Genomic DNA, 14,944 nt, shown 5'->3' with positions numbered 1-14,944 from the left:
CCGTGCATGCCGGTCGCGAGGCGCGGTCGCGGGTCTCAGTCGCGGGCGGGGGTGGTCGACGGCGGCAGGTCGCCGTTGAAGCGCCGGTCGACGAAGTCGCCGAAGTCGACCTTGCGCGGGATGAGCCTCAGCTCGGTGAAGGCGTCGGCGATCTCCTGCTCGGAGGCGACCAGCGGATCGTCGACGGCGACGGCGACGCGGCTGGCGTTGGTGCGTTTCACCGAGTCCAGCGCCACGTCGTAGGGCAGCCCGGTGTCCTTCGACCACACCTCGGCCCACTCCTCCTTGTGGTCGTGGACCCACGCGGTCGCGCGCCGCAGCCGCTCCAGGTAGTCCTTGAGCGCGGCGACCTTCTTCCCGTCCTCCAGGGCCCGCGGCGCCGCCACCTGGAAGCTGAGCCCGTTGGTGACGCCGTCACCTGTCGTGAGAATGCGCCCCTGCTTCGCCCGCAGGACCTGTGAGGTGTACGGGTCCCACACCGCCCACGCGTCGACCTTGCCGGACGTGAACGCGGCGAGCGCGTCGGCCGGCTGAAGGTACTTGACCCTGATGTCGGCGAGGCTCAGTCCGGCCTTCTTCAGGGAGGCGACGAGCTGGTAGTGCGCGGAGGAGCCCTGCGCCACCGCGACGGACTTCCCCTTGAGCTCGGCGGGTTTCCTCAGCCGTGAGTCGTTCGGTACGAGGACGGTGTCGCCCCTGGACGTGCCGTGCCAGGCGGCCACCACCGAGATCTTCGAGCCGGCGCCGGCGGCGAAGACGGGCGGGGTGTTGCCGACGCCGCCGATGTCGACGGCGCCCGCGTTGACGGCCTCAAGCAGCGGCGGGCCCGACGTGAACGTCGACCACTTGATCTTGTAGTCCAGGTTCTTCAGTTCCCCGGCGGCCCGCAGCATGGCCTCCGAACCGCCCTTCTGATCACCGACGTTGAGGGTGACGGAGCCCTGCCCGTCGGTGTTGCCGCCCGCGGGGGAGGCGGCGGAGTCGCCGCCGCAGGCGGAGGCCGGCAGTGCGAGGGTGAGCAGCAGCGCGGCGGGGAGGAGGCGTCGTCTCATGACGTGTCCGTTCGTGTGGGTGGAACAGGGGGAGTTCAGGCGGCTTCGGCGGCAGGTTCGACGCCGAGGCGTTCGAGGAGCCCGGCGCGCAGCCCGGCGAAGCGCGGGTCGGTGATGTCACGGGGCCGGTCGAGGTTGACGCGCTGCTCGTGGGCGATGACACCGCCGTCCATGACGAGGACGCGGTCGGCGAGCAGCACGGCCTCCTCGACGTCGTGGGTGACGAGCAGGACCGCGCAGCCGCGCCGCTGCCACAACTCGCCCACCAGACGCTGGGCGTTGATGCGGGTGAGCGCGTCGAGCGCGCCGAACGGCTCGTCCAGCAGCAGCAGATCGGGCTCGCGCACCAGGGCGCGGGCCAGCGAGGCGCGCTGGGCCTCGCCGCCGGACAGCGTCTTGGGCCAGGCGTCCGAGCGGTGGCCGAGCCCGACCTCGCCGAGGGCCTGCTCGGCGACGGCGCGTTCGGGCTTGCCGGGCAGCCCGAGCAGCACGTTGCGCCACACCTTCTTCCACGGCATCAGCCGCGGCGCCTGGAACGCGACGGCCTTGCGGCGCGGCACCAGGACGGTGCCCTCGATGTCCCGGTCGAGCCCGGCGAGGACGCGCAGCAGGGTGGACTTGCCGCAGCCGCTGCGGCCCAGCAGGGCGACGAACTCGCCCGGTTCGATGTCGAGTCGCAGGTCGTCGATGACGGCCCGGCCGTCGAAGGAGCGGGTCAGCCCCTCGACGCGCACGGCCTGCCGGGTCACCGGCCGGTGAACGTCGGTCGCCATTGCAGCAGCAGCCTTTCGAGGGAGCGGACGATGAAGTCGGCCAGCAGGCCGAGGAACGCGTAGACGACGAGGCAGACCACGATCACGTCGGTCCGCAGGAAGTCCCGCGCCTGCACCATGACGAACCCGATGCCGGAGTCCGCGTTGACCTGCTCGGCGAAGACGAGGGCCAGCCAGGAGATGCCGAGGGAGTAGCGCAGGCCGGTCATGGCACCCGGCAGCGCGCCCGGCAGGACGACGTGCCGGACGAGTCCCCACCGCGACAGGCCGAGGGACTCACCGGCCTCGATCAACTGGGCGTCCACGCCGCGGATTCCGGCGTAGACGTTGAGATAGAGCGGGAAGGTCACGCCGAGCGTGATGATCGCGACCTTCGGGGCCTCTCCGATGCCGAACCAGATGATGAACAGCGGGATGAGACCGACGAAGGGCACGGTCCGCAGCATCTGCACCGACGCGTCCACCAGGTCCTCGCCGATCCGGAACAGCCCGGAGAGCAGGGCGAGTCCCGTGCCGACCAGGGAGCCCAGCAACAGGCCCGCGGCGACGCGCTGGAGGGAGGTGCCCATGGCCGAGGGCAGTGAGCCGTCGGCCACCATGTCACGGGCGACCTGCGCGATACGTCCCGGCGAGGCCAGCACGTCGGCGGTCAACAGGCCGGTGCTGCTGAGGAGTTGCCACAGCGCCAGCAGCAGGACGGGCCCGGAGGTGCGCCGCAGCCAGCGGGGGACGCGGGCACGGCGGGAGGAGGCGGGGACGATGGGGACGAGGGGGACAGGGCCGAGACCCTGGTCCGTGGTCGCGACGGCGTCGCGGCTGTCGGGGGTGTGGGGTGCGCCTGCCTTGGAGGGCGCGGCCGGCGCGGCGTCCTCGGAGGCTGATATAGGCGAAATATCCGGCTCGGAGGAGTCGGGCGGGGCATGGCTGATGCTCATGGATGCTCCACGGGAGAGTGGCGGGAAGCAGGCGGGGACGCCGCGGCGCGCCGCCGCGCGGTCGGCCGGGGATCAGAGATCCGCGCGAGTCAGACGAGGGGCAGGGCGGGGCGCCGAAGCGAAAAGGAAGAGAGGAGAGAGGGCGTCAGCAGCCGCGGCGACACGCGGCGGAAGCCACCCGCAGCAGGTCGATGTGACCGCGCGTGGTGAGCAGGGCTGAACGCAACATGCCGCTGAACGTAGCCAGATGTCGTGCGCACGGTCAACGGGCATCTCGGGAAGTGGACCTTCCGTATCAACAGCCGAGCGGGCGGTGGGGCGTTCCCCGCCCTGTTTGCGTCAGGATGGGGGCATGTCCGATGCGTTCACCACCCGAGTTCTGACCGTCTCCACCGGATCCCAGGAGCGGGTCGTCGACCTGACCCGCGACTGCGAGGCCTTCCTGCGGGAGGCGGCGGCCGACCGCGACGGCCTCCTCAACGTCTTCGTCCCGCACGCCACGGCCGGGATCGCCGTCATCGAGACGGGAGCCGGAAGCGACGACGACCTCCTCGCCGCCCTGCACACCCTGCTCCCGGCGGACGACCGCTGGCAGCACCGCCACGGCAGCCCCGGCCACGGCCGCGACCATGTCCTGCCGGCCTTCATCCCGCCGCACGCGACGCTGCCGGTGATCGGCGGGCGCCTGGAGCTCGGGACGTGGCAGTCGGTGTGCCTGGTGGACACGAACGTCGACAACGCCGAACGCAGGGTGCGGCTGTCGTTCCTTTCGTGATCAGGATGGCGACTCCAGGACGGAAGCTCGGCCGAACCAAGCGAAGCCGCTTTCGACGGGCCACCCTCATGTCATCGCGGGTATGCGCCGCAGAGAAGGTCGCCAGGGAGGAAGCCGTTTCGGAGCGTGTCCTTCCGTCGCACGACACGGTCGCGCCCTGTGGCCAGGACAAGATGGCGACCTGTCACAGACGGAACGGACGTTGAACCGCGCACTCGCCCACGCCCGAGCTCCCGTCGAACGAGGCGTCGTCCGCCTGAAGTCCTGGCGGATCTTCCGCCGAAGCCGCTGGAACCCGAACCGCCTGACGGTCATCGCCGCCGCGGCCCTCACCCTGGAGAGGCAGCGCTGAAAGGGGTCAGTGGCTGCACGCCACGGGTTGGCCGGGCAGCAAGCGGATGGCGAGGACGGATCCGTCGGCGTGCACGGAGACTGGGCCGCCCCACTCCTTGTCCCAGGCGAGCTTGGGGCGGGTGTGCCGGGCCGCGTGCACGCGGCCGCGATACTCCTCCACCTTCCCTGCCATGAGGAGGCCGAAGAGTTCCTTGTCCACGCCAGAGAATGCTTCGACGCGTGGCCCGTTTAACCGGAAAACGTGGTCGGTGCCGGCATAGGTGTGTCCGAGGAGTCGGTGGCTGATGTCCTGAACGCTGCCGGCAGCGGCGTGTTCGATGTCGTCGAATCGGTCGTTGCCCTGCCGTTTGGTGAGGTAGCGGGCAGTGCCCTGACCAGAGCCGGTGAAAGCCATGAGCCCGGCCGCCGCCGTATGGCCGAGGACCTGCTGGAACCACCCGCAGTACTCGCGGGTCACGTGGCAGCCGGGCACGGGCTCGCGGACCGTGCCCCCTTCGCAGGGTGGCTGGATGCCTGGGAAGGGGTTTTTCTCTACTGGATTGGTGTCCAGGTCGGCCTGGCCCTCGCCCTGAGGGTCGGCGAGCCGGCCGTCACGGCCCGGAGCCTGTAGCGCGTGAACGGTCACGGTGCCGTCCGCGGGCAGCTCCGTGCTGAACAGCAGGCTCGGGGTCTCGTTCCACGCGCCGATGTGCACGGCCTCGGCGTGGGCCGACGCGGACGCCAGCTGACCGGCCGAGATCGCCGCGTTGCCGTGGTTGCCCTTGGTGGCGATGGGGATCACGAGGGACGGCTCTCCCGGACGCCAGACCTCCGCGAAGTACTGCGGTCGGTACCCATACCTGACCTTGTTGCCCTTCTCTCTGCTCGTGAGGGCCCATCCCGCCCGCAGGACCGTATCGGCGGGGACGATGCTCACAGAGTGCTCGGGGAACCTGCGCCCGAGCACCTGCTTGGTGAGTGTGAGCGCGAAGCCCATGCCGAGTTCATGCGACTGGATGTTCTTGTAGCGTTCCGCGATCTTCCGGCCCTCGGCCGTCAACCTGAGGAAGGAGTCTGTGCTACCTACCAGCGCCTGGCTGTACTTCAGGGCTCCCCAGTGCTCCGCCAGCCCGCGTCCCGCCCCCTTCCAGGACAGAGTGGTGGCCCGGCCGAGCGTGTGCAGCACGTCCCACATGGAGACCCGCGTCCGGCGGTCGAGTTCGCTCCTCGGGATCTCGGACAGGACCGGCTTGCGGCGGAGCGGCTCGGCCTCCTTCTTCCTGCGGGCCTTGTTGTCCGCGGCGATGGCGGACTCCACCTTGCCGAGCAGTTCGGCGTTGGATCGGACGGATACGTTCGAATATGCGTCGAGGTCGAGAAGTACCTTCTTGGCAGGATTCAATGCGTCCCCTACGGCTTGGGTGGGCACTTCATGAACTCCGAGAAGGTACGTGCGCGGCGACCGGAGCGCGCAAGTGCGCAGGGGCGCGCGAGCCCGCTTTCCCGGTCGTGCATGTGATTGGGTCCCAGACTGCGCGGTCCCGGTGAACGCATGACCACCGCGCTTCGGAAGGGTTGTCACCTCCTGCGGCGGGCGGTCGGCGAACGGCCGAGGAAGGCTGGGGTTAGATTCTTCGTATGCCTTCGCATCTCAGTCATGGTGCTTCCGGAGCCCTCCGACGCTTCGCTGGATGGCTCGCCCGGGGGTCGCTAGGCCACCCGATGCTGGAAGGGGTCGACTACTGCAAAGAGTTGCGCCAGTCGCCCTCCCAGATGGAGATCTGCGTCGCGATCTTCGCCAACGTCCTCAAACTGGATGAGCAGGGAGAACCAGTCAACGAGAAGCACGCGGAGCGCAGGGCTGCAGCCTGGCTCTACCGCTACTGCACCGGGGAACTACCCCCGGGAGAACCGGACATCGAGCCGTGGGAATGCCAACTCTATTGACCGGTAAGGGCGAGTTGTGCAGGCGGGCGATGCCGTGCACCGCGTGGCGCACGCCGTCGCCTCGTAGGCGGCAGTCGCGCAGGATCTTCCAGGTCTTCATCCGAGCGAAGACGTGCTCGACGCGGGAGCGACCTGCTTGTGGGACTTGTTGTGGGCCTGTTTCCAGTTGGGCAGATCCTCTCCCTTGCGGCGGCGGTGCGGCCGGCGTCGATGACCACCTGATGGTTGGTGGAATAGCGATAGTTCTTCGACTGCTCGGCCACCTTATGGTCCCGGGTGGGCACCAGAGTGCCGTCCACGATCAGCCCAGCGTCCTTGGCGAACCACTGGCGGGGGTGCAACGCGAGCCTCGGGCGCACGGTCAGGATCATCGCAGAGCAAGATCGCTTACGGGACAGCCCTTAGCCTGCTGGCAGGAATGGAGCCTGGGACTGTACCTGGGCCACCCCAAGTGATCTTGAGCAAAGGGTGTGTTTCACGTCCCTTGCGGGATCCTGACCTCGCTCGCCTCATCAGTGGTTCTTCGCCCCGCCACCTGCCACTGCGGGACAGCGTCGCCCAGCGTGGAAGGCCGCAGGCTGAGTACCAGGCGGGCGAGGCCCGACAGGAGCCGGCCGGAGCCGATCACCCTGGTTCATTCTCCAGTCGGGCCAGTTGTGCCTCCAGGCCGGTGAGGCCGGTTTTCCCGGCGCCGACGCGGAGTCGGGCCAGGTCGGGCACTTCCAGGCGAAGTTGGCGGGCCAGGCGAGCGATGAGTTCTTCCGTCTCTTGCCGTGTGATCTGCCGTCGCGAGCCGATGCGTTGGTCCAGGCGGTCCAGTAGAGCGCGCTTCCGTGGTGTTGTCGCCGAGCACCACACGCGGAAGAAGCGGCTGCCCGCCATGCGGTAGGTGCCGATGCGTGACACCGGGATCCCGCTTTCGCCAAAAGCAGTGGCGGGGAGTGACACCGACCAGGTGCCGTCGGCGTCCTGTTCCGGGGCGACGGAGTCGAGGTTCTGCTCACGGAGCCATTTCCGGGCTGCCCGGAGGACCCGCTCGTCCGTCTCCTCGTCCTGCTCCTCGTTGTCGAGGGCGTTGATCAACTCTGGAGCGCGGGCGCAGAGCATGCTCAGCTCCGGGTCGTGTGTGTCTCCGGCCCCGGCCTGGCCGTAGACCAGGAGCTCTTCTCGGCCACGCACCAGATAGACGGGCAGGAAGACGAGTGTTTCCTCCAGGCTCTCCATCGCGTCCAGGGCGACGGGCAGATTGAACCGGACTCGGTCTTTGCGGTCTCTGAGACGGTCCAGGGCTGAGCGGTCGAAGCCGGAGGTCACGTGTATCGGGGTGAAACGCGGATAGCGGTCGCTCCGAGTCACGCTGGTCAACTCGTCAGCGGCCAGCAGAGTCACGACCTCGTCGTCATAGTGGGCTCGGGTCAGCGGGGTGCAACTCAGGGCCTCGAAGTACAGTTTGCGGCGGTCCTGACGAGTGACCACATAACGGATGTCGTCGTCGACGGACCGTTGTCCCAGTGAAGTCAGAGACAGTTGGCCCCCGGACTCTCGAAGGTGCCCGATCGCGGTGAGGAAGCGCACAGCTTGCGCGACCAGGGTCCGATCCAGGGCGAAGAACGCGGTGAGTTCGTCGACGGTGCGCAAAGCGCCGTGGCGCAGTCCGCGCTCCAGGAACCGGTCGATGAGAAAGAAGTCCTCGCCTTCGGTGATGTCGGCGCGGATCTCCACCTGCCAGACAGGCAGCAGCAGGGCGTACAGGCGGGTGGGCATGATGCCCTGGCCGAAGGCGGCATCCTCCAGGACTCGATCTTCGGGAAAGGGCATGAGACGGCGGGTGGACGTCATGCTCGGCCCCATTCCGGGGCCAGGTCGGCGGTTCCGTCCAGGTCGGGGGCCGCTTCGTCGAGCGCTGCCATGACGTCCTGGTAGTCCCGCAGGTCGCCGCGGTCGAGCAGATGCTTGTGCAGATCGTCGGCAAGAGCGCGAAAGCCGGGCTCGTCCGCGCGGAGCAGGGTGCTCAAGTCGCCCGTCAGGACCAATTGGCTCTTGGCGCGAGTGAAGGCGACGTTGACGCGGCGCAGCTCTTTGAGGAAGCCGATACGGCCGTAGGGATTGCTTCGTGTGAAGCCGTACAGCACGACCTCGCTTTCCCCGCCCTGGTAGGAGTCGACGCTGCCGACCGAGGCCTCGGCGAGCTGGGAATCTCCGATCAAGGCTGTGAGGTGGCGGATCACCTCCGCGCGCTGCGCAAGGTACGGGACGATCACCACCCATTCAGAACCCCGCCGGTGGTAAAAGGCGGCGAGGCGGGCCAGGAGACGTGCTTCACAGGTGTTGGAGGTGCCCTTGCGGCCGCTGTCCTCGGCACGACCCCCTCCTGATTCGCGACGTACGCGCTCGGGCAGCGAGGCGGTGTCGACGAAGGCCATCGGGCTCGCGAACAAGGGGTCGGTGTGCTGGTGTTCCTTCTCGGTGAGCAGTTCCCCACGGTAGAAGGCCGTTGAGATGAAATCGGCGATCTCAGCGGGCATCCGGCGCTGCCGGGTCAGCTGGACGACGTGGGTGGCGGGCAGCGCGGTGTGCAACTGCTCCAAGGCGCTCTGCGAGATCAGACTGACCAGTTCGGGGTCGCCCACGCCTTGGGCCCAGTCGCCCACCTCACGATCGTGGAAGGGCGGCAGTTGCCGGTCGTCACCGACCAGGATGCCGCGGCGCACTCGAGTCAACGGCACCAGTGCGTCGGGGACGCCGATTTGGCCCGCCTCGTCGACGATGCCCAAGTCAAAGTCCACTCCGGACAGTTCAGGGCGAGACGCGGCCCCGATGCAGGTGGCGCCGACCACTTGGGCGTAGCGCACGAGTTCGGGCACCAACTGGCCAGTGTCCTGGCCAATGGCAGCTTGCCACTGCCGGGTGAGCTCCTGGCGTTGGGAAACGAGCGGCAGCCGCGCCTCCAGTTGCCGGTGCAGAGTGTGCAGCGCGGCGGCCGCATCGGTCGGATCCAGGAGCCGAGTGGGTGCGGACACCTCAGGCATGACCGTGCCGAGCGCCTGGACGGCCATGTCGGCGGCATCGTAGGCAGAGTGCAGACTCTCACCGAGCTGATGCTCCAGGGCCTGTCGGGCGGTCAGTGCCGAGGCGACGGCAGGAGACTCGCGGACCACGCGGTCCACCTCGGTGCTCGCTGCTTCGGCCTGCTGGCGCAGCTCAGGCCCCTGCGCCTCAAACCTCCGGACTTTGTGCCGCACTGTGGTGAGCTCTTCTTCTGCGCGGCGGGCCCTGGAGCGGTGCCATCGACCGGTCAACCAGGCGTTGGAACGCTGTTGTGCGGACTGCACCTTCGCCTCGATTTGCGACGCCCGCTCAATCAGCGATTGCAAGCCCGACTTCCGTTCCTCCTCCTCACGCAGGAGCGCTGCCAATCGCTCCTGGGCGGGTGCCGCCGCTGTCTGCATCGCGCCTTGCAGACGCAGGGTAGCGACGCTCACCTGTTGGGCCAGATCGTCGACTTGCCGGAGGCGGTCGGCGAGTTCTGCCGTCCAGGGCGCGGCGGCCTCCGCCTCCCGGTAGGCCTGGGTGCGCAGTGCCATGGTGCGTCGAATTCCCTCGGCGAGGTTCTCCGACTGTTCCTCCAGAAGAAGCGGTTTCACATCGGCGTGGACTTTGCTCTCGTCTCCGACTCGGATGACGACGAGGTCCGATGGCAGCCGGGCCAGCACGTTGTCCACCGCTCGATTGGTGTGCGAGGTGACGAGGACCCGGCCGCCGCCGGTGGTGGCTGTGATCGCAGTCGTGTGGGCGATCTCGGTGATGGTCCGGGTCTTGCCGGTACCGGGCGGGCCGAGCACCACCAGCAGGTCCTCGGTGGTCAGCGCCTTGCGGAAAGCATCGAGCTGTTCGGGGTCGAGCTCTTGATGCGGTCGCGCGGTGGTGGCCGGGATCGGGCGTACCTGGTGTTCGACCAATGCGGAGAGCAGACCCGGATTCCGTGTGTCCCCCGTGCGGAGGCTCGCTACGGCCTGCCGCTGCTTGTTGAAGACCACGCTGTTCGGTATGAGTTCCAGTGCTCCCCGAGCCGGTAGCCGCTCCCACGAGACAGGCTGGTCGAAGCGGACCGTGACGGAACTTCCCGCGGCTCGGCTCACTCGGCCGCGGGTCTCGGTGTCACCCTCAATGCGAACGAAGGCACCGGTCGGCGGTAACTCCGCTCCAAGGAGCTGGAATTCATACACTGACCGCGGAGTACTACTCCGCCTTCCACCGGTAGCCGTCATACGCTGATACGGGAACGGGGCGGCTGCGCGTGCCTCCCGGGTGGTGATCTCCTCAGTCGCGTCGATCAACTGGTCGACCGTGTCGAGAAACTTCGACTGGGCTTCGCTGACGGAGGACATCGCCGGCCGCTGCGAATGCGCTTGACCGAGATTCCGCCAGGCCTCTGCGATGTCCTGCCACTGAGCGTCCGACCCCTCGGGTACCGCCGGCAGTTCGAACACCATCCGCCACGCAGGGGGGCGTACCAGGAGGCAGGACCGAGCGAGACGCGCGTGGTCGGTGAGGCGCAGGGGATCGATGTGCTTGACGAAATAGCCGGTGCCGCGGTTCGTCACCTCAAGGCGCAGTCGGTAAGTGCGCGTGTGAACCAGTAACGATGGTTTGTACCTACCGTTGCCCAGGCTGACACTCACAGCGACGCCGCGTTCGAGCTGGTTCAGATCGTGGATGATCTGCGAGACGGAGGGCGGCAGCCCGGCGCTGGATGCAACCTTCGCGCGGAGCTGTTCGTCCAGTGCGTGCCCTGGGACCAGTACGAGGGGAGCGCGGAGGGCGACGGTGGTGACGGGCATCGGCGCTCCTCAGCGCTGGCTCGGTGCGACAGACGACAGCTCCCTGGCAGCGGCGAGCACGGCGAGGCGGAATGCGCGCACGCCTGGCCGCGCGCCCGGGTCCTGCCGCAGTGCACTGCCGACCACCTGGACGAGGCTGTCGGGAGCGAAGGACGGGGCGTTGGCGGGACTCAGTGCGGGATACCCGGGATCGAGGGTTCGGCCGACCAGTGCTTGATACAGGAGCGCGCCCAACTGGTAGACGTCGGTGGCGGGTCCGGGGCGGAAAGCGGAGCCGTACCGCTGCTCCGGTGCCTGATACGGCCCGGGGTTTTCGCCCGGGCGAGGGGCCGTTGCGGCGAGGCCGAAGTCGCGCAGCACCATTTTTGGGCGGCTTATGACGATCGCAGTCGGCCGGAGTGCCCGGTGTGAGAGATTCTCGCCGGCCAAGCGCTCCAGGACTTCGGCTACCTCCGCGATCCCCCTCACCATCGACCACAGCCGCAGCGGGTCCGTCGGTGAGGGCGGAGGGGGCAGCAGTTCGTGCAGGGTCTTGAGTGGGCGGCCGAGCTTCGGGTCGCCCGGCCAGGCCAGGGCCAGGGTGGCGGTGTTCCCGCGACGAGCCAGCTGTACGACGGCGGGCCCGCGGAAGGCACGGCACAGCCCGGCTTCCTGTTCGAGCGCGGCCAGAGGGTCGAAGCGGCCTGGGCCGGGCAGCGGACGTGTCCACTCGACCTGCCGCAGCCAGGCGTAGGAATTGGGGGAATCCCGGTCGGAGAGCGCACGCGCCACTGCCTGGCGCCGTACCACGTCGCCGTCCCGCGCCTCGTCGAGAAGGTCGCCGGGGCCTTCGTACAGCAGGTACTGCTGTCCTTCGACCTCGACGGTGGGCCGACCGTCCCATGCTTCGGGGCGGGAGCCGCGGTCCGGCCCGGCCACCATGATGACTGCGGGCCCCTGTGACCGCGCTCGGGCCGGCCGCCTTGCGGGGCGCAGGTCGCGCAGCACGCGCAGCGCGAAGGCGGCAGCGTGCCGCGATGCTGTTTCCTGAGAGCCGGCGGCGTCGGACGCGGCTTTGCCGGGGTCGGCGAGGTCGCTGATACCGCGGACGGAGAGTGCCCGTACCGCGCGATGCATTCGGGCCGCCTGGACCACGCCCTGACTTTCCATGTCGACGGCCACGGCGTCGTTGTAGTGGCTACGGATCCGGTGGAACGTCTCGGAGTCACGGGAGCCGATCAGTACATCTCCCGAGGCGATCGGCTCGAAATGCACCCGAGGTGTTGCGGCGGACTGCGTGTGCGGGGAGAGGAAGGCCCATGGTTCGTTGCGGCGGGCCGAGCGCACCAACTGGTCGATCTCGTATGCCGGTTCCCAGGCCTCGGGCCGAGCCTGGAATCCCTCCACGCTTTCACGGCCGCCGTGATGGCCGTAGACCTTCCTGGCGACGACGACGTCACCGAGGTGCACGTCGTCTTTCAGGGCACCGGCGACGCCGACGAAGAACACAGCATCGGCTTCGAAGTACTCGATCGTGGGCTGGGTGACGAGCGCGGCACGGGTGTTGGTGGGACCCGTCTCGGCCAGCGCCACCTCCCAGTCGAGGCCGGGTACCCTGCCGACTTCGACGCGGGTGCCCTGCGGCAGCACGTCCTCGCGAACGTCCTCCAGGTGCCGACGCATCGCTTCGTACTCCACCTGTAAAGCTGTGAGCACGACCACCGTAGGGCGCCCCTGCGCTCCCCCCAACGGAACCCCTCGCCTTCACGGGAACTGCGACCTGACCTCACGACTCCCGCCGGTCATTGCACTCGGCGCATGAAGTAGTGGGAAGGGCCACTTTAGCTCGGAGGCCGAAGGGAATGTGCAAGTCGGACAACTGCGCTGACTTGCCTGACAAGCCGGGGATTGGTCGTGCCGCACGTCGCGGGCGCGCTGGGCTGACCCCACCCCGCGCGCTGCTCACCGCCCCACGGGATCCCCTTCGGCGCCGTCCGACCGGGTGCGCAGAATCGCGTGGCCCCCGTGGTCCAGAGGCGTCGGCAGCTTCAGGCGGGCCGCCTCGGTGCCCGTCCGCGCGTCGAAGAGGTGGACCTCGCCGTGGCCGCCGCGGGTGACGGCGACCCAGTCCGAGCCCGGTGACGCCGCCACCGCCCGACGCTGGACGCCCTCCCAGGGTGTGCCGCCGCGACGCGGGGCGCCGGCCATGGCCGGGAGGGGGACGCGGCGGACGGTGCCGTCGGCGGCGAGCAGGACCAGTTCGTCGCCGTCCGGGTGGACACGGGTGAACGCGGTGTGGTCCCTGGCCGGGGCCAGCCGGAAGACCAGGCCGGGGCCGAGGTCGGTCAATGTCGTCGCGTCCGTCGCCAGGTCGTGGTGCCAGGCCCGGTTGGTCCACTCCGGCCACCGCAGCGGGTCCGCGGGACCGCCCCGCAGCGTCGACCACAGGGCCGGCCGGCGGGTGTCGAGGCGCAGATACCAGCCCCGGGCGTCCGCGCCCCACGGGATCACCGGTTGCGGAACCAGCCCCTCGCCCGCGCGGCGCGCCCGGTGGACGCCCTCTCCCGTCGCCGCGAACACCACCCCCTGGCCGGGGTGTTGGGCGTCGCCGTGGCCGTCGTCGGGCAGTGGGAGCCGTGCCGAGGGGATGACGGTGGGGCAGCCGGGCGGGGCGGCCAGCAGGTCGGCGAACCGGTGGACGTCAAGCGCCCCGGGCTCCCGGTGCCGCAGGACGACGAGGGGGTCGCCGCCTCCGAGGACCGTCACGCCGGGTTCGCCCACGCGCGCGCGTACCCGCGTCGCGTCCCCCGTCTCCAGGTCGGCGACCGTCAGTACGTCCGACCACGGCTCGCCGTTCTTGCCGAGGCCCGTCGTGACGGCCGCCCACCGGCCCGAGGGGTCGACGGCGAGGTGCTCGGCCGGTGCCGCCACCGGTATCGCGGCCGCCACGAGCGCGGGGCCGAACGGATCGAGCACCAGCAGTTCGCCTCTGCGGTCGTCCACGCACGCCACCCGTCCGCCCGGCAGGGCCAGGAACCCGGCGTGCTCGGACAGGTGGCGGCCGTCGAGACGACCCGCCTCCGCCCCGTCCGGAACGGTCAACACATGGACGTCTCCGGCCACATGGTCGGAGACGAGCAGCAGCGGATCGGTGGACATGGAGGTCTCCATCGGTAGGGGGCAAGGAGGAGGAACGACCTGAGAATGAAAACGATTATCATGTATTGTCGTCGCGTTCCGGGTCCCTGAAGAAGAAGCGAGGACATCGTGCTGCGCGCACCGTCGAGATTTGTCCGAAGTTGGCTCACCGCCGCGACAGTGGTCTGCGTCCTGGCCGGGTGCGGCACCTCGACCGAACCCACCGGGGACGATCGGGGCGCGGCGGGCGCGAAGACGGACGTCACCGTGGAACCCATCAAGGCCACGCGCACGCTGACCGACACGGGCGGCGTGAAGATCTCCCTGAAGAAGGAACCGCGGCGCATCGTCTGCCTGTTCGCGCTCTGCGACGACATCCTGACCGAGCTCGGCATCGTCCCGACGGCCACGAACAGCGCGCTCCTCGCCCACCCCGACTTCCTGGGCAAGAACAGGGCGAAGCAGGTCGACATCGTCCCGGGCGGCTTCATCGCCCCCGAGGTGGAGGCGATCCTCTCCCACAAGCCCGACCTCGTGATCGGCCTGGAGGACACCCACGGCAAGCTGGCCCCGGCACTGAAGGACGCCACCACGTTCTGGCCCATGCAGCCCGAGACGTGGCAGGACAGCGTGGGATACCTGCGCGACACCGCCGCGCTGACCGGCCGTACCGCCGAGGGCGAGAAGGCCGAGAAGGCCTTCCGCACCAAACTCGCGAAGGCGGAGGCCGCCAGGAGCGAGAAGACCGCGCTCGTCATCTACGGCAGCGACGAGAACTTCGGCGTCGCCACCCCGGAGGGTGACGTGGCCGCCAGTCTCTTCCCCAAGATCGCCCACTACCCGTGGAAGTCGCGGGGCGTGGAGGGCAGTTACAGCCTTGAGGAGATCCTCGCGCGTGACGTCGACGTGATGTTCGTCGAGACGATCTCCTTCGGCGAGCCGGACGGAAAGCTGTCGGAGAAGCTCGCCAAGAACCCCCTGTGGGGCAAGATCCCCGCCGTGCGGAACGGGGACGTGCACGAGGTCGACTCCGAGGTGTGGGCCAAGGGGCGCGGCACCCGTTCACTGGGGATCGTGCTGGACGAGGCCACGGCCGCGCTGCGGTGAGTGCGTCCACCCTCCACTTGGACGACGCCACCGCCGGACCGGCAGCGCGCACCCGGAACCGATG

Annotated in this window: 12 protein-coding genes and 2 pseudogenes; 4 read left to right on the top strand and 10 right to left on the bottom strand. The window is 69.1% G+C overall.

Annotated elements, in window-relative coordinates; all coding sequences use genetic code 11:
• Window positions 1-35: 35 nt before the first annotated feature.
• The 4 genes from QC282_RS02895 to QC282_RS32385 form a co-directional block, all read right to left on the bottom strand.
• A complete protein-coding gene (locus tag QC282_RS02895; RefSeq protein WP_279547563.1) occupies window positions 36-1,052 on the bottom strand; it encodes an ABC transporter substrate-binding protein in 1,017 nt (338 codons plus the stop codon).
• 35 nt (window positions 1,053-1,087) lie between these two features.
• A complete protein-coding gene (locus QC282_RS02890; RefSeq protein ID WP_279547562.1) occupies window positions 1,088-1,825 on the bottom strand; it encodes an ABC transporter ATP-binding protein in 738 nt (245 codons plus the stop codon).
• Window positions 1,798-2,760, bottom strand: coding sequence for an ABC transporter permease (locus QC282_RS02885; protein WP_279547561.1), 963 nt, complete (start codon window positions 2,758-2,760; stop codon window positions 1,798-1,800). Before QC282_RS02885 ends, QC282_RS02890 begins: the two co-directional genes overlap by 28 nt.
• Window positions 2,761-2,905: 145 nt before the next feature.
• Window positions 2,906-2,989: a putative leader peptide gene (locus QC282_RS32385; protein WP_349817350.1), complete on the bottom strand. Its 84-nt coding sequence runs from the start codon at window positions 2,987-2,989 to the stop codon at window positions 2,906-2,908.
• A gap of 123 nt (window positions 2,990-3,112) precedes the next feature.
• Between QC282_RS32385 and QC282_RS02880 the strand changes: the two genes are divergently transcribed.
• Complete coding sequence (locus QC282_RS02880; RefSeq protein ID WP_279547560.1) at window positions 3,113-3,535, top strand: YjbQ family protein; 423 nt, start codon at window positions 3,113-3,115, stop codon at window positions 3,533-3,535.
• Window positions 3,536-3,713: 178 nt separating this feature from the next.
• A pseudogene (locus QC282_RS02875) lies at window positions 3,714-3,887 on the top strand (transposase family protein); the annotation flags it as partial.
• Window positions 3,888-3,893: 6 nt separating this feature from the next.
• Here QC282_RS02875 and QC282_RS02870 read toward each other — a convergent pair.
• A complete protein-coding gene (locus QC282_RS02870; RefSeq protein ID WP_279547559.1) occupies window positions 3,894-5,297 on the bottom strand; it encodes a hypothetical protein in 1,404 nt (467 codons plus the stop codon).
• A gap of 209 nt (window positions 5,298-5,506) precedes the next feature.
• Between QC282_RS02870 and QC282_RS02865 the strand changes: the two genes are divergently transcribed.
• Complete coding sequence (locus QC282_RS02865; RefSeq protein ID WP_279547558.1) at window positions 5,507-5,815, top strand: hypothetical protein; 309 nt, start codon at window positions 5,507-5,509, stop codon at window positions 5,813-5,815.
• A 13-nt stretch (window positions 5,816-5,828) separates the two neighbouring features.
• Here QC282_RS02865 and QC282_RS02860 read toward each other — a convergent pair.
• The 5 genes and pseudogenes from QC282_RS02860 to QC282_RS02840 form a co-directional block, all read right to left on the bottom strand.
• Window positions 5,829-6,216, bottom strand: a pseudogene (locus QC282_RS02860) (transposase); the annotation flags it as partial.
• Between the two features lie 223 nt (window positions 6,217-6,439).
• Window positions 6,440-7,654, bottom strand: a complete 1,215-nt coding sequence (locus tag QC282_RS02855) for a hypothetical protein (RefSeq protein ID WP_279547557.1) — start codon at window positions 7,652-7,654, stop codon at window positions 6,440-6,442.
• Window positions 7,651-10,656, bottom strand: coding sequence for a DEAD/DEAH box helicase (locus tag QC282_RS02850; RefSeq protein ID WP_279547556.1), 3,006 nt, complete (start codon window positions 10,654-10,656; stop codon window positions 7,651-7,653). The genes QC282_RS02855 and QC282_RS02850 overlap by 4 nt, the downstream gene beginning before the upstream one ends.
• A 9-nt stretch (window positions 10,657-10,665) precedes the next feature.
• Window positions 10,666-12,351 carry a hypothetical protein gene (locus QC282_RS02845; protein WP_279547771.1) on the bottom strand — a complete coding sequence of 562 codons (1,686 nt, stop codon included), beginning with the start codon at window positions 12,349-12,351 and terminating at the stop codon, window positions 10,666-10,668.
• Between the two features lie 246 nt (window positions 12,352-12,597).
• Window positions 12,598-13,794 (bottom strand): hypothetical protein, encoded by a 1,197-nt coding sequence (locus tag QC282_RS02840; RefSeq protein WP_279547555.1) that lies wholly within the window; start codon window positions 13,792-13,794, stop codon window positions 12,598-12,600.
• Between the two features lie 171 nt (window positions 13,795-13,965).
• On the opposite strand from QC282_RS02840, the gene QC282_RS02835 reads away from it, so the two are divergent.
• A complete protein-coding gene (locus QC282_RS02835) occupies window positions 13,966-14,880 on the top strand; it encodes an ABC transporter substrate-binding protein (RefSeq protein ID WP_336621058.1) in 915 nt (304 codons plus the stop codon).
• Window positions 14,881-14,944 lie beyond the last annotated feature (64 nt).

It is taken from the genome of Streptomyces sp. DH24 (assembly GCF_029813775.1).
Lineage (GTDB): Bacteria > Actinomycetota > Actinomycetes > Streptomycetales > Streptomycetaceae > Streptomyces.
This window is presented reverse-complemented; position numbering and strand designations above follow the sequence as displayed.